General features: G+C 71.6%; 16 protein-coding genes. 15 read left to right on the top strand and 1 reads right to left on the bottom strand.

What is annotated here, in order from left to right:
• Positions 1 to 44: 44 nt before the first annotated feature.
• Positions 45 to 1,604, bottom strand: coding sequence for a serine/threonine-protein kinase (locus ACYVHU_RS18450; protein WP_078762875.1), 1,560 nt, complete (start codon positions 1,602 to 1,604; stop codon positions 45 to 47).
• Positions 1,605 to 2,047: 443 nt separating this feature from the next.
• On the opposite strand from ACYVHU_RS18450, the gene ACYVHU_RS18445 reads away from it, so the two are divergent.
• The 15 genes from ACYVHU_RS18445 to ACYVHU_RS18375 all read left to right on the top strand — a co-directional run bounded on the left by ACYVHU_RS18445 (position 2,048) and on the right by ACYVHU_RS18375 (position 19,406).
• Entirely contained in the window at positions 2,048 to 2,440 is a 393-nt protein-coding gene (locus ACYVHU_RS18445; protein ID WP_078762874.1) for a DUF948 domain-containing protein, read from the top strand.
• Positions 2,437 to 2,739 (top strand): hypothetical protein, encoded by a 303-nt coding sequence (locus ACYVHU_RS18440; protein WP_078762873.1) that lies wholly within the window; start codon positions 2,437 to 2,439, stop codon positions 2,737 to 2,739. The genes ACYVHU_RS18445 and ACYVHU_RS18440 overlap by 4 nt, the downstream gene beginning before the upstream one ends.
• Positions 2,739 to 5,411: an alanine--tRNA ligase gene (gene alaS, locus ACYVHU_RS18435; protein WP_078762872.1), complete on the top strand. Its 2,673-nt coding sequence runs from the start codon at positions 2,739 to 2,741 to the stop codon at positions 5,409 to 5,411. Before ACYVHU_RS18440 ends, alaS begins: the two co-directional genes overlap by 1 nt.
• Before the next feature lie 76 nt (positions 5,412 to 5,487).
• A complete protein-coding gene (ruvX, locus tag ACYVHU_RS18430; protein WP_078762871.1) occupies positions 5,488 to 5,967 on the top strand; it encodes a Holliday junction resolvase RuvX in 480 nt (159 codons plus the stop codon).
• A 473-nt stretch (positions 5,968 to 6,440) separates the two neighbouring features.
• On the top strand, positions 6,441 to 8,186 hold the full coding sequence (gene mltG / locus ACYVHU_RS18425) for an endolytic transglycosylase MltG (RefSeq protein ID WP_498949115.1): 1,746 nt from the start codon (positions 6,441 to 6,443) through the stop codon (positions 8,184 to 8,186).
• A 64-nt stretch (positions 8,187 to 8,250) separates the two neighbouring features.
• On the top strand, positions 8,251 to 9,102 hold the full coding sequence (locus ACYVHU_RS18420; RefSeq protein WP_078762869.1) for a shikimate dehydrogenase: 852 nt from the start codon (positions 8,251 to 8,253) through the stop codon (positions 9,100 to 9,102).
• A 392-nt stretch (positions 9,103 to 9,494) separates the two neighbouring features.
• Complete coding sequence (gene infC / locus ACYVHU_RS18415) at positions 9,495 to 10,097, top strand: translation initiation factor IF-3 (protein WP_078762868.1); 603 nt, start codon at positions 9,495 to 9,497, stop codon at positions 10,095 to 10,097.
• 253 nt (positions 10,098 to 10,350) lie between these two features.
• Entirely contained in the window at positions 10,351 to 10,542 is a 192-nt protein-coding gene (rpmI, locus tag ACYVHU_RS18410) for a 50S ribosomal protein L35 (protein ID WP_078762867.1), read from the top strand.
• Positions 10,543 to 10,729: 187 nt separating this feature from the next.
• A complete protein-coding gene (gene rplT / locus ACYVHU_RS18405; protein ID WP_078762866.1) occupies positions 10,730 to 11,101 on the top strand; it encodes a 50S ribosomal protein L20 in 372 nt (123 codons plus the stop codon).
• Between the two features lie 14 nt (positions 11,102 to 11,115).
• Positions 11,116 to 11,925, top strand: a complete 810-nt coding sequence (locus tag ACYVHU_RS18400; RefSeq protein WP_078762865.1) for a TrmH family RNA methyltransferase — start codon at positions 11,116 to 11,118, stop codon at positions 11,923 to 11,925.
• Positions 11,926 to 12,360: 435 nt separating this feature from the next.
• Positions 12,361 to 13,389 carry a sensor histidine kinase gene (locus ACYVHU_RS18395; RefSeq protein WP_235001094.1) on the top strand — a complete coding sequence of 343 codons (1,029 nt, stop codon included), beginning with the start codon at positions 12,361 to 12,363 and terminating at the stop codon, positions 13,387 to 13,389.
• A gap of 108 nt (positions 13,390 to 13,497) precedes the next feature.
• Positions 13,498 to 14,616, top strand: a complete 1,119-nt coding sequence (gene pheS, locus ACYVHU_RS18390) for a phenylalanine--tRNA ligase subunit alpha (RefSeq protein ID WP_078762863.1) — start codon at positions 13,498 to 13,500, stop codon at positions 14,614 to 14,616.
• On the top strand, positions 14,616 to 17,108 hold the full coding sequence (pheT, locus tag ACYVHU_RS18385; protein ID WP_078762862.1) for a phenylalanine--tRNA ligase subunit beta: 2,493 nt from the start codon (positions 14,616 to 14,618) through the stop codon (positions 17,106 to 17,108). Before pheS ends, pheT begins: the two co-directional genes overlap by 1 nt.
• A gap of 113 nt (positions 17,109 to 17,221) precedes the next feature.
• Positions 17,222 to 17,746: a MarR family winged helix-turn-helix transcriptional regulator gene (locus ACYVHU_RS18380; protein WP_078762861.1), complete on the top strand. Its 525-nt coding sequence runs from the start codon at positions 17,222 to 17,224 to the stop codon at positions 17,744 to 17,746.
• A 214-nt stretch (positions 17,747 to 17,960) separates the two neighbouring features.
• Positions 17,961 to 19,406, top strand: coding sequence for an NAD(P)/FAD-dependent oxidoreductase (locus ACYVHU_RS18375; protein ID WP_078762860.1), 1,446 nt, complete (start codon positions 17,961 to 17,963; stop codon positions 19,404 to 19,406).
• Positions 19,407 to 19,422 lie beyond the last annotated feature (16 nt).

Below are 19,422 nucleotides of genomic sequence, written 5' to 3'. Positions count from 1 at the left end.
GACGCTGGGCTGTCACGTTCCGGCCAACACGGGCCTACGGAGGGTCAGCCGCTCGAAGGCGGCAGCAGTTCGGTGACCGCCACGATCTCGGGAAGCCCGTCCTCGCCCTCTTCGTCCGCGAAGGTCACCTCGGCGATCACGACGTCGCCCCACCCCAGGTAGTCGATGAGGTCCTGCCCGGTCACCGGGTAGGTGCCGTGCCCCTCGTCGTCGACGCTGACCTGTCCGGGGATCATGCAGAACCGGGCGCATCGGACCTCGGCGTCGGGGGCGATGCGCGCCTCGGCCACCTCGTCGACGTCGCGCCACCGGGCGCTCCACTCCTGGGGCGTCGGGGGCCGGCCGTCGTCGGTGGAGGGGGAGGGCGCGGCGTCCTCCACGGGCTCCACCTCGGTGTAGACCCAGGGGCCCTCGAATGGGGACGGCTGGGGGACCGCCCCGAAACGGACCACGGCGGTGTCGGGCCCCTCGCTGACCGGTTCGGCCGGCGTGGGGGAGGAGGGGAGGGAGGGGCGCGCGGACGGGGCGGCCTGGGGAGCGTCGGAGGTCGCCGAGACCACCGCCCACGTCCCCACGCCGGCCAGGGCCAGCACCAGCGCGGCGGCGCCGCCGAGCAGCAGGCCGCGCCCCCGACCGGAGCGAGCCGCCCCGTCCAGGTGGACGACCCGCGGCAGGCCGGCCGGCTCGAGGATGCCCTGCCACTCGTGGGTCAGGAGCTGGGTGACGGCCGTCCCCGGTACCTCGGGGTGCAGGGCGGCGGTGCTGGCCTCCCAGACCGCGATGGTGGCGCCCATGATCTCGCGCAGCGAGGGGCGCCGCCGCGGGTCCTCCTCCAGGGTCCGTCGCAACAGCGGCTCCAGCACCGCGGGGACCCCGGCGAGGTCGGGGGCGCCCTCGGCGATGCGGGGGACGACCTCCTCGGGCAGCCCCATGCCGAACGGGGAGCGGCCGGTCGCGGCGAAGACCACGACACAGCCCCAGCCGAACACGTCGGCGGCAGGGGAGGGGGGATCCCCGAGGTGACGCTCGGGGGCCAGCCAGGCGGCCGAGGAACGCAGCATTGTCGCGTCGCCGGGGAGGGCGCAGTCCAACAGGCGCGGTCCCGAGGAGCCGAGCAGGATGTTGCTGGGTTTGAGGTCGCCGTGCGCGAGCCCCGCCCCGTGCAGTGCGGAGAGCCCTTCGGCCAGTCCGGCCGCCAGCGCGACGAGGCGGCCCTCGCCCAGGGGGCCGCGTTTGCGCACGTACTGGGCGAGCGGAACACCGGACGTGTAGGGCATGGCCAGCCATGGCGGGGTCGCGCGCGCGTCGAAGGCGACGGGCGGGACGTAGCAGCGCCCGTCGACCTCCGCCAACGCCCGCAGGCGCCCCTCCAACTCGACGAGGGTCGCCTCGTCGGTCAGGTGCGAGGGGTGCAGGGTCTTGACCGCGAGCACCGCGTCGCTGGTCACCGCCGGATTCACCGCCGCGTAGACGGTCCCGGTGCGCCCCGAGCCGATGCGGCCGATCACCGTGTAGGGGCCGATGGTCCGGGGATCCTCGGGCGCGAGGGGAATGAGATTGGGAGGCACCAGGACGGAGATCGTCCGCTGGGAACGTCGGCTCATGGGGGGTCCTGTCTCAGTGAAATCCGTGGGGGCGGAGATACGCGGCGCAATCGTAGCCACTGTCGATGGGGCTTTCCCGCGGCGGCGACCCGGGCGCGCCGAGACACAGCTCACCCGTGCGGTCGGGCGCGCCCCGGTCGCCTGCTCCCGTCCCTTGTCACGGTAGGGGACGAGGGGGGAGACGGGGGGATCTTGTCCCGATCACGGTCGGGGTTCTCCCGTGACGCGCTGTGGGGGATGGGGCGGCCTCTTCCCCGGACGCGATAGGGTCACCCCTATTCGGATCTTTTCGGCGCCCTCGACGGATCCCGGTGGAACCGAGGGCCGGGCCGGCTGAGGAGCCCGGTCCCGTGATCCGCGGGACCCGTACCGCTGTCCCGGTGGCGCCAGACGCCTGTCCAACCCGTTCGTTCGCGAACGTCCCCAATCATTGCGGAGTCCGCATGCTGACCGGAGGAGAACTGGCCGCCCTGATCGCCGTGGTGGTCTGGGCGGTGCTGGTCGCGTTCCTGTGCGTTGCGCTCGTCAGGCTCACACGGCTGCTGACCGAGGCCACGAAGGTCGTCTCGGAGTTCGGCAAGCGTACGGCCCCGTTGCTCGACGACGTCGCCGCGACCGTCGAACGGACTAATGTGTCCCTGGAACGGGTGGAAGAGATCACCGCGAACGTGGCCACCACGACCGAGGACGTGTCGAGCATGACCGCTCTCACCCGGTCGGTCGTCACCGGCCCGCTGGTGAAGATCGCCTCCTTCTCCTATGGGGTTCGCCGTGTGCTCGGCCAGCGCCGGGCGCTCGCCGTCATCCGCACCCGACGTCGGAGGGAGGGCGCGTGATCGGCAGGACCTTCTGTTTCTTCGCGGGCGCGGCCGTCGGCGGGTATCTTGTGCACAAGCTCAACCGCACCGTTCGTGCGTGGAGCCCGGGCGGTATCGCCGACCGCGTCGAGGGCCACGTCGCCGATTATCGCGCCGCCCTCCGCGAGTTCAACGAGGACGTCCAGGACGCCATGGAACGACACGAGGCCGAACTGCGTCGTCGTTACTCTCCCGCCGACGCGAGCCGCGCGCTGGAACCCGTCGAGGTCCGTCGCGGCCACCCGAAACAAGCCCACGACATGAAGGACGGCCACTGATGGAGACGGCAGAAATCGCTCGCCGCTTCCTCACTTTCTTCGAGAACAACGGGCACACCGTGGTTCCCTCTGCCAGCCTGATCGCCGAGGACCCCACGCTGCTGCTGGTCAACGCCGGCATGGTCCCGTTCAAGCCGTATTTCCTCGGCCAGCGCACGCCTCCCTACGACCGTGCCACCAGCGCCCAGAAATGCGTGCGGACGATCGACATCGACGAAGTGGGCAAGACCTCGCGCCACGCATCCTTCTTCCAGATGCTGGGCAACTTCTCCTTCGGTGACTACTTCAAGGAACAGGCGATCCCCTTCGCCTGGGAGCTGCTCACCCGTCCCGTCGGCGAAGGCGGTTTCGGCTTCGACGCCGAGAAGCTGTGGGTCACCGTCTTCCACGACGACGACGAGGCCGAGACCCTGTGGCGCGAGCGCGTGGGCGTCCCCGCCGAGCGCATCCAGCGTCGTGGCATGGCCGACAACTTCTGGTCCATGGGCGTGCCCGGTCCGTGCGGGCCCTGCTCGGAGATCTACTACGACCGCGGACCCGAGTACGGCCGCGACGGCGGCCCGATCGCCGACGAGAACCGCTACCTCGAGGTGTGGAACCTCGTGTTCATGCAGTTCGAGCGCGGCCCGGGCAGCGGCAAGGACGACTTCCCGATCCTGGGCGAGCTGCCCAGCAAGAACATCGACACCGGTATGGGCCTGGAGCGGATGGCCGCGTTGCTCCAGGGGGTCGACAACATCTACGAGACCGACACGCTCGGCCGCATCCTCGACCGCGCCGCCACGCTCACCGGGGTCAAGTACGGTGACCACGAGCGTTCCGACGTCAGCCTGCGCGTCATCGCCGACCACGTGCGCACCGCCACCATGCTCGTCTCCGACGGGGTCAAGCCCGGTAACGAGAAGCGCGGCTACGTGCTGCGCCGCATCCTGCGCCGCTCCATCCGCAACCTGCGTCTGCTCTCCGGCGACGACGTGTTCTTCATGCACGACCTCACCGACACCGCCATCCAGGCGATGGGGGGGTTGTACCCCGAGCTGGCCTCCAGCGCCGACATGATCCACAACGTGATCGACGCCGAGGAGAAGAACTTCGCCGACACGCTGCGTTCGGGGACCACCTTGTTCAACCGGGCGGCCCAGCGGACGAAGGCCGGCGGGGGGACCGTCCTGTCCGGTGACGACGCCTTCCGGCTGCACGACACCTACGGCTTCCCCATCGACCTGACCCTGGAGATGGCGGCCGAGCAGGGCCTCAGCGTCGACGAGAACACCTTCCGCGACCTGATGAACCGCCAGCGGGAGACCGGTAAGCGCGACGCGCGGCTCAAGAAGCTCGGCAACGCCGACATCAGCACCTACGCGCGGCTCCTGGAGACCTCCGGCGCGACCGCCTTCCTCGGCTACACCGACCAGGAGAGCGAGGCCCGGGTGCTCGGGCTCGTCGTCAACGGCGAGCCGGTCACGGTCGCGCGCGCCGGTGACGACGTCGAGCTGGTGCTGGACCGCACCCCCTTCTACGCCGAGAGCGGTGGCCAGCTCGCCGACAAGGGCACCATCACCGCCGACGGGCGCGGGATCATGCAGGTCGACGACGTCCAAAAGCCGCTCGCCGGCCTGTTCGTCCACCGCGGTACCGTCCGTTCCGGCGAGATCGTCGTCGACGACCAGGTGCACGCCGCCATCGACGGCGACCGCCGCGCCTCGGTCTCGCGCTCCCACTCGGCCACGCACCTGATCCACTCGGCGCTGCGCAACGCGCTGGGCCCCTCCGCGGGGCAGGCGGGTTCGGAGAACCAGCCCGGACGTCTGCGGTTCGACTTCACCGCGAACCGGGCCCTGGGCGACGCCGAGCTCGCCGAGGTCGAGGAGGAGGTCAACACCGTCCTCGCCGGCGACATCCAGGTCCGCGACTTCGAGACCACCCTGGACGAGGCGTTGGCCATGGGCGCCCTGGCGATGTTCGGTGAGAAGTACGGCGACCGGGTCCGCGTCGTCGAGATGAGCGACTACTCGCGCGAGCTGTGCGGCGGCACCCACGTCGGTGCCACCGGCCAGCTCGGCATCGTCAAGCTGCTCGGCGAGTCCTCCGTCGGTTCCGGGGTGCGCCGGGTCGAGGCCGCGGTGGGGATCGACGCCTTCCGGCGGCTGTCCAAGGAGTCCCTGCTCGTCGGACAGCTCTCCGAGCAGCTCAAGACCCCACGCGAGCAACTGCCCGAGCGCATCGACGCCATGGTGTCCCGGCTGCGCGCGGCGGAGAAGGAGATCGAGCGGCTGCGCGCCGCGCAGGTCCTCCAGGCCGCCGCTGGGCTGGCGGCCGGCGCGCGCGAGTGCGGGACCGCCCTGCTGGTCACGCACCGCGCCACCGAGGGAGTCGAAGCGGACGACCTGCGCAAGCTCGCGCTGGACGTGCGCGGCAGGCTCGGCGAGGACCGCCCGGTCGTCGTCGCGGTCACCGGTGTCCCCAAGGACCGTCCGGTCGTCGTCATCGCCGTCAACAAGGCGGGACAGGCCGCCGGGCTGAAGGCCGGCGAACTCGTCGGCCATGCCGCCCGGGTGCTGGGCGGTGGCGGCGGCGGCAAGCCGGACGTCGCCCAGGGCGGCGGCACCGACGCCGCAGCGGTGGACGCGGCGCTGCGCGCCGTGGAAGAGCGAGTCGCGGAGGCTCGGTGACCCACCCAGATCACGTGCCGGTCGTATCGGCGGCCGGTCCACCCGTTCCTGCCCGCTGCGCGGGGGAGCCCGCTCGTTGAGACACGGAGTACGACTCGCAGTCGATCCGGGTGACGCCCGGATCGGGGTCGCGCGCAGCGACCCCAGCGGAACGCTGGCCACCCCGGTGGAAACCGTCCGGCGGGGTAGAGGCGATCTCGACCGCCTCGCCGGGCTCGTGCTGGAGCACGAGGCCCGCGAGGTGATCGTCGGCTATCCGGCCTCGCTCTCGGGCGAGGAGGGGCCCGCGGCGCGTAACGCGCGGGCCTTCGCCGCCGCGTTGGCGCGCAAGCTCGCGCCCGTCCCGGTCCGGCTGGTCGACGAACGCCTGACGACCGTGACCGCCCAGACGCAGCTGCGGTCGGGCGCGTCGTTCGGCAAGCGTGGCGCACACGGCGGCCGGGCTCGCCGTGGCGTCATCGACCAGGCCGCCGCGACGGTGCTACTACAGAGCGCGCTCGACACCGAGCGTCAGACCGGACGCCCTCCAGGAGAATTGGTCGGGGAGACGGCGTGAACGACAACGATGGCTACGAGGACGGATCACGGCGCTCGCGGCGTGCGGGCCGTGACCCGTATGGCTCCCCGGAGGAGCGCGGATATCGGGAGCCCGATCCTCTGACCGACCCGTGGGAACGCGCACCGGTCCAGGCCCATCAAGGGGCCAGGGCCGCCGGATGGCCCGACCCGGGCGCGGGAACGTCCGGCCCCGTGGCGGAGAGACGGGGCCGCAGGGCCGCCCCCGGCCCCGTGGAACCCGAGGCCGGATTCGATCCGGCCAGCCGCCCCCGTGGCCGGCGGCACCGACCGGATCCGGCCCTGGACGGCGATCTCGCCTCCGAGGTGCCGCGGGTCCCGCCCCCGGCGCCGCCCGGGACGCCCGCCTCCGGCCTGGATATCGGGGAGCGTTCCGCGGGGCGCCGTCGACGCGGGGGAACGGACGACCCCCCTCCTTCCCGGGACGGCGCCGGCCGGGAGGAGCGTGACCTCGTGGCTCCCCGGCGCGCCCGGCGGATCGAGGACGATCCGCTCGCGGACACGGCCGATTCCCACGGTGGACACGGCGCCCCGTCAGGGGGCCACCGCCGCGGCGAGGGCGACGGACGGGGCGGTGACCTTCCCCCACGGCGCCGGCGCGCTCGCAGGGGGAGGGACGAACCGGGAGACGACGAGTTCGACGCCCCGGGCGAGGAGGACTCCCGTTCCGCGGCCCCGAGACGCGGCCGGGCCGAACGGTCCGATGACATGACGTCGGTGATCGGCGCCTTCGAGCTGCCCGCCGAGGACCCCGACGAGCCCGTGGAACGTCGAAGCCGGCGCTCCCGGTCTCGTGAGGCCGATCTCGATGATGAGGAGGTCGGTTCCGGGCGGCGGGGCCGGCGTTCGCGTGGTCGTGACGACGAGGAGGACGAGGGCGGCGCGCGGCGGAGGTCGCGTTCCCGGTCCCGTGAGGCCGATCTCGATGATGAGGAGGTCGGTTCCGGGCGGCGGGGCCGGCGTTCGCGTGGTCATGATGACGAGGAGGACGAGGGCGGCGCGCGGCGGAGGTCGCGTTCCCGGGGCCGCGACGCCGACCCCGACGAGGACGAGGAGGCTCCGGCTCCCCGTAGGGCGCGCTCCCGCGCGCGCGGGGACGATGACGCGGAGGGGACGGGGGAACGCCGCGGCGGTTCCCGGCGCGCCCCCCGTCGCCGGGCCGGCCGGCGCCGGCCGGCGAAGTGGCTGGTCGTCACGGCCGCGGTGGTGATCCTGGGCGGAGGTGTCGGCGGGGCCGTCGTGCTGCGCCCCTACCTGTTCCCGCCCGACTACGACGGAGAGGGCACCGGGGAGGTCGAGGTCGTCATCGAGGCCGGCGACACCGGGGCCGATGTCGGCGCCGCCCTCCAGGAGGCCGGTGTCGTCGCGAGCGTGCGGGCCTTCACCAACGCGATCACCGACGAGGCCGGCATCACCCCCGGCACCTACCGGTTGCGCTCGCAGATGAGCGCGGACGCCGCGGTGGAGCTGCTGTCGGACCCGGCCTCGCGTGTCGGCGTCCAGGTCACCATCCGCGAGGGACTGCGCTCCAGCAGCATCCTGGAGGAGATCTCGGCGAACACCGAGATCCCGCTGGAGGAGCTGGAGGCCGCCTACAACGACACCGAGGCGTTGGGACTGCCCGAGTACGCCACGGCGGGGCCCGAGGGGTACCTCTTCCCCGACACCTACATGTTCGAGCCGAATGCCGAGGCCGTCGACATCCTCAAGCAGATGGTCGACCGCTACAAGCAGATGGCCGAGGAGCTCGACCTGGAGGCGAGGGCGCAGGAGACCGGTTACACCCCCAACGAGATCATGGCGATGGCCGCCATCATCCAGGCCGAGTCGGGAGGGGTGGAGGACATGCCCAAGATCTCCCGGGTCATCTACAACCGCCTGGAGATCGACATGGAGCTGGGGATGGACAGCACCTGCTTCTACGCGATCGGCGAGTACGGCATCGCGCTCAACAACGCCCAGCTCCAGGCGTGCCGGGACAGCGGCAGCGAGTACGCCACCTACTACCGCAGCGGTCTGCCGATCGGTCCGATCGTCAGTCCCGGCGCCGACGCGATCAACGCGGCCCTGGATCCGGCCGAGGGCGAGTGGCTCTTCTTCGTCGCCACCGATCCGGAGAACGGGATCACCGAGTTCGCCGAGACCGAGGCGGAGTTCCTGGAACTGGTGGACAAGTTCCAGCAGAGCCAGCAGAACTAGAGAGAATCGGCGGGCGCGCACCCAGGCGGGCGCGCCCGCCCCAGGCAGGATCGCAGGAGGAACGGTGAAGCGTGCCGCCGTGCTCGGTTCCCCCATCGCCCATTCGCTCTCCCCGGTGCTGCACCGGGCCGCCTACGCGGAGCTGGGTCTGGCGGGGGAGTGGACCTATGACCGTTACGAGTGCGCGGAGGACGGGCTCGCCGCCTTCCTCGAGGGCTGTGACGACTCCTGGGCGGGGCTGTCGCTGACCATGCCCCTCAAACGTGTCGCGCTGGCGCTGGCCGACGAGGTCGAGGAGACCGCCGCGCAGGTCGGCGGGGCCAACACCATCGTCTTCAGGGACGGGCGGCGTCACGCCGCCAACACCGATGTCACCGGGATCGTCGAAGCCCTGCGCGAGGCGGGGGTGACGCGCGTGCGCACCGCCACGATCCTGGGCGCCGGCGCGACCGCGGCCTCGGCGCTGGCCGCGGTGCGTCGGCTCGGGGCCACGGAGCCCGGCGCGGTGACCGTCCTGGCCCGTTACCTGGGCCGCACGGCCGGGATCTCCGAGGCGGCCGAACGGATGGGAGCCCGGATCGCCATCGCCCCGCTGGGCGGGCTGGCCGCACATCTCGACGTCGACCTCGTGGTCTCCACCCTGCCCGAGGGTGCCGCGGACGACTTCGCCGGCGAGATCGCCGCGAGCCGGGCCTCCGTGTTCGACGTCGTCTACGCCTCCTGGCCGACCGGGCTGGCGCGCGCCGCCTCCGCGGCGGGGCGCACGGTGGTGGGCGGTTTCCCCATGCTGCTGCACCAGGCCGTGGCGCAGGTGGAGCTGATGACCGGTTGTTCGCCAGTCCCCGTCGCCGCGATGCGCGAGGCGGGGGAGTCCGAGCTCCACCGTCGCCGGAAAGCCGATGAACGCGGGGAATAGCGCCTCTTTCGGTGTGGTTGACACTGCTGTGGGAGGTCCGCCCGTTCCGTGGGTCGCCAGGGGGTGTTTTCCTGGTAGAGTGAGTTCCTGACCTGATCCGGCGCCCGTGGGCGTCCGGACATGTAAGCGGAGGCCGATCCTCCCACCTTCGGGGGCCTTGCCCGCGTGGGTTCCGGTACACGATACGGAGATCGTCTCGCGCCCTGGGCGCGATCCCGCGTCCTTCGTAGCGTGGCGCGAGGGTCAACGGCCCGCACGGGCTCGAAGGCTCCTCGTGTCACCCGGTGGATCACCCCGCTTGCAGCCGCTGGCGGGGTTTTTGCATTGGCTCACGGGCCTGGGCGACCCCCCAACATCCGAAAGCACTCGACGAAAGATGAGGGAGGGGTCCCATCAGCGCTGAGCAGCCCCGCATCAACGACCGAATCCGGGTTCCCGAGGTCCGCCTGGTCGGACCGAACGGTGAGCAGGTCGGCATCGTCCCCGTCGGCGACGCCCTCCGCCTCGCCCAGGAGGCCGACCTCGACCTGGTCGAGGTCGCCCCGACCGCCCGGCCGCCGGTCGCGAAGCTGATGGACTACGGAAAGTTCAAGTACGAGTCCGCGGTCAAGGCGCGCGAGTCGCGTAAGAACCAGACGAACACGATCATCAAGGAGATCAAGCTCCGCCCGAAGATCGACCCGCACGACTACGAGACCAAGAAGGGTCACGTGGTCCGGTTCCTCAAGGGCGGCGACAAGGTCAAGGTGACGATCATGTTCCGTGGTCGGGAGCAGTCCCGGCCGGAGCTGGGCCGCCGACTGCTGAGCCGGCTGGCCGAGGACGTTCAGGAACTGGGTCAGGTCGAGTCCCAGCCCAAGCAGGACGGCCGCAACATGGTCATGGTGATCGGCCCGCACAAGCGGCGCGCCGAGCACAAGGCCGAGGCGCGCGCCGCCGCCGAAGGCAGGACCCGCGGGCAGCGGCCGGCCGCGCGCACCGACCAGGGGGAGTAACCCCCGCCGGGCTCTCCCGGTGGTGATGGCGCCCGCCGCGGGCCCCACCCGACGACGGCGAGGGGGCCATGTGGGGGAGGGCATGCGAGTGACCCGGCCCCACGGGCCGCCTCGCCGCACCATGAGACACGGCCGGGTGGACGTTCCCGAATTCCGCACTGGCCGGCTCCGTGTAGCGCAGAGCGTCCAAGTACCCGTGCCACCAGTCCTCGGTGGCACGCCGAGTGAGTAGCTGAAGGAGACGACGGCGACAATGCCGAAGAACAAATCGCACAGTGGGGCCAGCAAGCGTTTCCGCGTGACCGGCTCCGGCAAGATCATGCGCCGCCGTGCCAACAAGAACCACCTCCTGGAGCACAAGCCCACCAAGCGCACCCGCCGGCTCAGCCCGGAGGTCCAGCTGGCTCCGGCCGACACCAGGAAGATCAAGAAGCTGCTCGGCTAGCTCTGACGCCGCTTTCCCCGGGTGTCGCACGGGCCGAACGAACGCCCGCGCCGCCCACCCGCATCGCGGGTCGCCGGCCGCACCGCCCGGCGAGCAAGTCCGTTCAACCAGGCCGACCGGTCCTTTCGACCGGCGGGGCCGACCGGTAGCGCGGTGATCGCGCACCGGATATCCACGAGGAGTCACAGTGGCACGCGTCAAGCGCGCTCTCAACGCCAAGAAGAAGCGCCGGGTCGTCCTCGAGCGCGCCAGCGGTTACCGCGGCCAGCGGTCGCGCCTGTACCGCAAGGCCAAGGAGCAGATGCTCCACTCGATGACCTACGCCTACCGGGACCGCAAGGACCGTAAGGGCCAGTTCCGGCGGCTGTGGATCCAGCGCATCAACGCGGCCTCCCGCGCCAACGGCCTCACCTACAACCGCTTCATGCAGGGCCTCAAGGCCGCCGGCATCGAGGTCGACCGCCGCATGCTGGCCGAGCTCGCGGTGAACGACGCCGCCGCCTTCGCGGCGCTCGTCGAGACCGCCAAGAAGGCCATCCCGGCCCCGGCCGCGGCCTGACCGGATACGGCGCGATGGCGGGCCACGAGTTCACGAGCATCCGTTCTCCCCGGATCAAAGGGGCTCGTCGGCTCGCCAAACGCGCGTTCCGGCAGCGTGAACGGCGTTTCCTCGCGGAGGGGCCGCAGGCCGTCCGGGAGGCGCTGGCCCGTCCGGACACGGTGCACGAGCTGTATGTGACGGCCGAGGCGACCGTGCGCCACGCCGACCTGGTCGCCGCCGCCCACACGGCGGGCGTGGCGACCCACAGGGTCACCCTGGAGGTCATGGGGGAGCTCGCCCAGACGGTCTCCCCCCAAGGGCTGCTCGCGGTCTGCTCCTTCGTCGACGTGCCGCTCGCCGAGGTCAGTGGGGCGCGGCTGGCCGTGGTCCTGTCGCACGTGCGCGATCCGGGTAACGCCGGGACGGTGCTGCGGACCGCGGACGCGGCAGGCGCCGACGTCGTGATCTTCACCGACGCCTCCGTCGACCCGTACAACGGCAAGTGCGTCCGGGCGTCGGCCGGAAGCCTCTTCCACCTTCCGGTCGTCGTGGGTCCGCGCGTCGCCGAGGTCGTCGACCACCTCAGGGCCGGAGGGGCCCGTGTCCTGGCGGCCGATGGCGCGGGGGAACGCGACCTCGACGAGGTGAGCGACTCCGGCGCGCTGGCCGACAACGTGGCCTGGGTCTTCGGCAACGAGGCATGGGGACTGCCGCAGGAGACGGTCGAGCTGACCGACGGCGCGGTGCGCGTGCCGATCTACGGTGGCGCCGAGAGCCTCAACCTCGCCACGGCGGCCGCCGTGTGCCTCTACGCCACGGCGCGGGAGCAGCGCCGAAAGTGAGCCCGTCCGTTCGGGGAACGCCGCCGGGCGGGAATCCATGCGTCAGCCGCGTAATGACCCGGAATACGGGTAAGCGGGCGTCGCCGCTGTTCCACGCCGGGTCACGACGCCTCACAGGCGTCCGCCATCAGGGTCCGGTCCCGTCGCGGGGCCGGACTCCGGCTTTCCGGATTGTTGGAGCGTGCCTTCCAGCCGATACGCTCGGTATCTCACACGGACGGTGACGACGGGTCCGCCCGGCGCGTGCCGCGCGGCCGGGGCCGCGTCACGGTGCGTGACGGAGGTGGGCAGCGGGTAGGGATCCCCGGAGAGCTGTCGGCCGGTGCCGGCGGTGGGGGCTTCGCTTTCTCCCGCTGACACGGAAGTTCACATATGGCTTGGGAGGCGGTCGTGGGCGGCGACCAGTCGGCGCATACGCTCGGTCGGCACGATGGGATGCTCTCGGCCGAGGACCTGCCCGACGGGGTCCTCGTGGCCGGCCGCGACGGCCGAGTGGTGACCTTCAACCGGCGGGCCGCCCGCCTCGTCGGAGTTCCCGCCCCCTCCGCGCTGGGCCGCGACTTCCGCGACGTCCTGCCGCTGCACGACCATCAGGGACGCGACTGGTGGAAGTGCACCGACCCCTACGGGGGGTTGCGCACCCGCACCCGGCAACCCGAACGGCTGCTCATGCTCGCCGACGGCCGCGAGCTCCTGGTCGCCGCCCGTTACCTCAGGGACTGCCCGCGCGGCGAACTGTCCGGCCTGGTGGTCACCTTGCGTGACGCCGCGCACCGCGCCCGGTCCGAGCGCAGCCGGGCCGACCTCGTCTCCACCGTCGCCCACGAGCTGCGTTCGCCCCTGACCAGCGTCAAGGGGTTCACCGCCACGCTGCTGGCCAAATGGGACCGCCTCACCGAGAAGCAGAAGCGTTTCATGCTGGAGACGGTCAACGCCGACGCCGACCGTGTCACCCGGCTCATCAGCGAACTGCTCGACGTCTCCCGGATCGAGTCGGGTCGCCTGGAACTGCGACGCCAAGTGGTCGACCTCCCCGAACTCGCCCGCAGGGCCGTCGCGGGCCGCGTCGCAGCGGGGGACCCCGAGGAACGTTTCCGCCTTGAGGTGCACGGAACACTGCCGGAGCTGTGGTTGGACGCCGACAAGGTCCAGCAGATCATGGCGAACCTGGTGGAAAACGGCGTGCGGCACGGCGCTGGTACTGTCACCATTGTGATCGAGCCCCATGAGGGAGGAGCAGCGGTGTCGGTGCGCGACGAGGGCGAGGGCATACCGCCCGAGGTCATTCCGCGCGTCTTCCGTCAGTTCTGGCGTACCAAGCGCCGCGGCGGCACCGGCCTGGGGCTGTTCATCGTCAAGGGCCTGGTCGAGGCCCACGGCGGCACGATCACGGTCGGCAGGGCGCCCAGTGGCGGCGCCGAGTTCCGATTTACCGTGCCCGCCGGCACCCCCGAGTTCGTCTGAGCCCGGGACCACGGCGGGCGGTCCCAGCTTCCTTGTCGGCTTGAGTCCGCCGTTCGGCGGGCCGTGACGGCCGCCCCGCCCACGGCGCGGGCGGCGAGGCAACCAATCATGTCTGCACCCAATAATTCCTATGATCCCGTCGAGGTGACCTCGTTGCACCCGGACGAGGTCGCCCGCATGCGCGAGGAGGCGCTGGCCGCCATCGCCGGGGCGTCCAGCCTGGAGGAGCTCAAGGAGGTCCGCCTCGCGCACGCCGGCGACCGCGCTCCGCTGGCGCTGGCCAACCGTGAGATCGGCGCGCTGCCGCCGGCGGCCAAGGCCGACGCGGGCAAGCGCGTCGGCGGCGCCCGGCGCGACGTCTCCGAGGCGCTCAAACGTCGCCAGGCCGAGTTGGAGGAGGAGCGTGACGCGCGCGTCCTCGTCGAGGAGGCCGTCGACGTCACGCTGCCGTGGGACCGGGTGTCCCGCGGGGCCCGCCACCCGCTCACGACGATCGCCGAGCGCATGACCGACATCTTCGTCGGAATGGGCTTCGAGGTGGCCGAAGGGCCCGAGGTCGAGGCCGAGTGGTACAACTTCGACGCCCTGAACTTCCAGCCCGACCACCCGGCACGCACCATGCAGGACACCTTCTTCGTCGAGGGGGCGGGGGGACGGCCCTCGGGGCTGGTGCTGCGCACGCACACCTCCCCGGTGCAGGTCCGGGCGCTGCTGACCCGCGAGCTGCCGGTCTACGTCGTCGCCCCGGGCACGACCTTCCGCACCGACGAGCTCGACGCGACCCACACCCCGGTCTTCCACCAGCTCGAAGGGCTGGTGGTGGACGAGGGCGTCACGCTGGCGCATCTGCGCGGCGCGATCGACGCGTTCGTCTCCCGGATGTTCGGTGAGGGACTGACCACCCGGTTCCGCCCCTCCTACTTCCCGTTCACCGAGCCTTCGGGAGAGGTGGACATGCAGTGCTTCGTCTGCCGGGGCGCTTCGGTCGGCAACCCCGACGCGCCCTGCCGCACCTGCAGCTCCGAGGGGTGGATCGAGATCGGCGGCTGCGGCGTCGTCAATCCGCGGGTGCTGACCGCGGCCGGGGTCGACACCGAACGCTACAGCGGCTGGGCGTTCGGTCTGGGGGTGGAGCGGACGCTCATGTTCGCCCACGGAGTCCGCGACATGCACGACATGGTCGAGGGGGACGTGCGGTTCACCTCGGCGTTCGGGATGGAGATCTGATGCGCGTCCCCGTTTCCTGGCTGCGGGAGTACGTCGACCTGCCCACTGAGGTGACGGCCCGTGAACTCGCCGCGAAGCTGATCGCGGCCGGTCTGGAGGTCGAGACCGTCGAGGAGGTCGGCGCCGACATCTCGGGGCCCATCGTGGTGGGCCGGGTGCTCGAGATCGAGGAGCTCACCGGTTTCAAGAAACCGATCCGCCACTGCCGGGTCGACGTCGGCGCGGCCAACGGGTCCGGTGAGCCGCAGAACATCATCTGTGGTGCCCGTAACTTCTCGGAGGGCGACCTGGTGGTCGTCTCCCTGCCGGGGGCCGAGCTGCCCGGCGGTTTCAAGATCGGCGCCCGCAAGACCTACGGCAGGATGTCGGAGGGCATGATCTGCTCGGCCTCCGAGCTGAACCTGTGGGAGGACCACGCGGGCATCATCGTGCTGCCCGAGGGGACGGCCGAGCCCGGTACCGACGCCTTCGAACTGCTCGGGCTGCGCGAGGACGTCCTCGACATCGCGGTCACCCCCGATCGGGGTTACGCCCTGTCCCTGCGCGGTGTGGCCCGTGAGGCCGCCGCGCTCTACGAGGTCGACTTCCGCGACCCCGCCGAGGCCGAGCCGATCGAGGAGAACGGCGAGGGCTACCCCGCCGAGATCGCCGACATCGACGCCTGCGACCGGTTCGTGCTGCGCGAGGTCAGCGGCTTCGACTCCGACGCGCCCACCCCCATGTGGATGAAGCGCCGCCTGGCGCTGGCCGGGATGCGGCCGGTGTCGCTGGCCGTCGACGTCACCAACTACGTCATGTGGGAGCTGGGCCAGCCCCTCCACGCCTTCGACCGCACCAAGCTGTCGGGGGGGATCGTGGTGCGCCGGGCCGAGGCGGGGGAGCGCCTGGAGACGCTCGACCACGTCGTTCGCGACCTCGACCCCGATGACATCGTCATCAGCGACGCGAGCGGTCCCATTTCGCTGGCCGGGACCATGGGCGGGCTCGACAGCGAGATCGACGACGCCTCCACCGAGCTGGTGATCGAGGCCGCGCACTTCTCGGCGCCGAACGTCGCGCGGATGGCACGGCGGCACAACCTGCACTCCGAGGCGTCCCGGCGGTTCGAACGCGGTGTCGACCGGGAGCTGCCGTTGCGGGCGTCGGCCCGGGCGGTGGAGTTGCTGACCAGGCTGGGAGGCGGTCGGCCGGGCGGGCTGACCAGTGTCGACCCGAAGGTGCCGGGGCCGGCCCCCATCGTCATCGCCGAGCGGCACGCGGCGCGCATCGCGGGGGTCGACTACCCCGAGGGCACCGCGGCCCGACGGTTGCGTCAGATCGGTTGTGAGGTCGTCGAAGAGGGGGACACGCTGCGGGTGTCCCCGCCGTCGTGGCGTCCCGACCTCACCGACCCCAACGACCTCGCGGAAGAGGTCATCCGCTACGAGGGCTACGAGAACATCCCCTCGATCCCGCCGCGCGCGCCGGTGGGGCGAGGGCTCAGCCCGGGGCAGCGGCTGCGCCGCGCCGTCGGGCGTGCCCTGGCCGGTGCCGGGTTCACCGAGGTGCTCTCCTACCCCTTCGTGGGGGAGCGTGACCTCGACGGTCTCCAGGTCGAGGCCGATGACGCGCGCCGCGACGCGCTCCGCCTGGCCAACCCCCTCAACGACGACGAACCGTTCCTGCGGACCACGTTGCTGCCGGGCCTGCTCAAGACGCTGGTCCGCAACGTCGGACGCGGGTTCCCCGACGTCGCCCTGTTCGAGATGGGTCTGGTCTACCTGCCGAAGGAGGGGATGCCCGCCGCGCCGCTGCCCGGGGTCGACCGCGCGCCCACGGCCGAGGAGCTCGCCGAGCTGGAAGCGGCCATCCCTCACCAGCCGCGCCGGGTGGCCGCGGTGCTGGCCGGCGACCGGGAACCCGCCGGCTGGTGGGGGCAGGGGCGGGCGGCCACGTGGGCCGACGCGATCGAGGCCGCGCGCGAGGTGGGACGTGCCGCCGGGGTCGAGATCACCGTCCGGCCCGGTCGGTACGCCCCCTGGCATCCGGGGCGCTGCGCCGAGCTGTATGTGACCGTGGACGGCGGTGAGGTCCTGGTCGGCCACGCCGGCGAACTCCACCCGCGGGTGACCAAGGCCTACGGGCTGCCCGCGCGCACCGCCGCGATGGAGGTCGACCTCGATCCCGTCGAGCGCGCGCGCGAGGCGGTGCGGGCTCCGGAGGTGTCCACCTATCCGGTGGCCACCCAGGACGTGGCGCTGGTCGTCGAGACGTCGGTGCCGGCGGGCGAGGTCGAGGCCGCGCTGCGCGAGGGCGCCGGGGAGCTTCTCGAGGACGTGCGCCTGTTCGATGTCTACACCGGTGAGCAGGTGGGCGAGGGGCGCAAGTCGCTGGCCTACTCGTTGCGTTTCCGGGCCGGGGACCGGACGCTGACGGCCGAGGAGGCCACGGCGGCGCGTGACGCCGCGGTGGCCGTGGCCGCCGAGCGTGTCGGAGCCGTACTGCGAGGGTGAACCACGACGGGTGGGGCCGGCGCTGTGGGGCGGCCCCACCCGTTCCCTTCCTGGAAAGATATTTCTAGATAGGATGTATCCCGCGGCCACGCTGAGGTGGCCGGGGAGGGGCGATGAGTACGGAGACGGAAACGACGACGGAGACGAACACGGAGTCTCCCGTCGGCGAAGGGGCCGGCGGGTGTATCGACGACGACGAACTGATCACCGCGTGGGGGCTGCTGCACGAGGCCCTCACCACGCTGGGGCCGCTGCTGCTGCGCGGTATCGATCCCTGTGGCCACGACATGTCGGGACCATGGTTTGAGGTCCTGCTCAGACTGCAGCGTTCCCCGCAGCATCGACTGCCGATGAGCCGGCTGGCCCGCGAGGTCAGTCTCAGCAGTGGTGGTTTCACCAAGCTCGCCGATCGGCTCGAACGCAACGGCTACCTCGCGCGCCAGTCCTGTCCCTCGGACCGGAGGGTCACCTATGCGGTGCTCACCCCCGAGGGGCTGGAGCTGGCCGAGCAGGCGCGGCGCAGACACGTCGAGCTGTTGCGGCTGCACGTGTTGCAGCCCTTGGGGAAGGGCGCGCTGCGCGATCTCGCCGACCACGCTCGGACGCTGCGTGACCACGCGCGGGAACGAACTACGTGACCGCGCCCGAGTGAAACCTCGGCCATCCCATGATCCGGGTGTCCTGTCCTCCCCCCCTTCGAGGGGAGCAGGGCGCCCAGGCTGATGTCGAACCGTGCATACCTCCGCAAAGGCCGCACAGGTACGCTGTCGGCGACCGGCCCGTTGCGCCCCTTCTGCGGCGCCGTGGATCCGTGTCGTCATGCCAGCACACAGGAGTCCAGGGGAAGACGACATGAAACTCATCGCCAGCGCGGCCGAGATGCGCGCGATTCCCCGTTCCGCGGAGTTCCGTAATGGCGGTGTCTCCTTCTGGTACCGGGAGACCGGGCTGCCCGAACGCCGTCCCGCGCTTCCCGGAAGCGCCGACTACGACGTCTGCATCGTCGGCGGTGGTTACACCGGCCTGTGGACGGCCTACTACCTGAAGAAGGCGCGGCCCGAGTTGCGGGTCGCGATCCTGGAGCGGGAGTTCGCGGGTTTCGGGGCCTCGGGACGTAACGGCGGATGGCTCTCCGCGGAGTTCGCCGGATCGCGGGAGCGCTACGCCCAGACGCACGGCAAGGGGGCGATGATCGCCCTGCAACGCGCCATGATGGCCGCGGTCGACGAGGTCATCGCGGTCGCCGAGGCGGAGGGGATCGACGCCGACATCGTCAAGGACGGCATGCGTCTGGTCGCCACCAACCAGGCCCAGCGCGAGCGCCTGGAGGAGGAGGTGCGCCACCTCCAGGAGTGGGGCTACTGGCCCGAGGACATCTACCTGCTCGAGGACGACCGCGAACCCGCGTTGCGCGTGGCCGACACGGTCGCCGCGGCCTACAGTCCGCACGCCGCGCGCATCCAGCCCGCCAAGCTCGTCCTCGGCCTGGCCTCGGTGGTCGAGGGACTCGGCGTCGACATCTTCGAGGACACCCCGGTGACCGAGATCCGGCCGAGGGAAGAGGGGCGTCCGGCCGCCGCCGTCACCGAGACGGGGGAGGAGGTCCGCGCCGAGTACGTGATCCGGGCGACGGAGGGGTTCACCGCCTCGCTGAGCGGTCAACGCCGCCAATGGCTGCCGATGAACAGTTCGATGATCGCCACGGAGCCCATCGGGGCCGACATCTGGGAACGGATCGGCTGGGAGCGCCGCGAGCTGCTCGGTGACAGCGCCCACACTTACATCTACGCCCAGCGCACCGCCGACGACCGCATCGCGATCGGGGGCCGGGGGATCCCCTACCGTTTCGGGTCGGGGCACGATTCCAACGGCGCGACCCCGCCGCAGACGATCGCGGAACTGTGGCGCGCGTTGACCCGGCTGTTCCCCGAGGTGCGCGAGGTGCCGGTCGCCCACGCCTGGTCCGGTGTGCTGGGCGTGCCCCGGGACTGGTGCCCGACGGTGAGCCTGAACCGTGAGGAGGGGCTCGGCTGGGCCGGCGGATATGTGGGCAGCGGGGTCACCACCTCCAACCTGGCCGGGCGGACACTGTGCGACCTCGTGCTGGGCCGGGACGGGGAGCTGGCCCGCCTGCCCTGGGTGGGACGACGGGTGCGTGGCTGGGAGCCCGAGCCTCTGCGCTGGGTGGGCACCCAGGTCATCTACGGCCTCTACCGCTCCGCCGACCGGCGCGAGGCCGACCGGGGGTCCCGGACCTCCAGACTCGCCGGGATCGCCGGGCGCATCGCCGGGCGGTGACGCCGGAGCGCCCTCG

Source organism: Marinactinospora endophytica, assembly GCF_054780875.1.
This window is presented reverse-complemented; position numbering and strand designations above follow the sequence as displayed.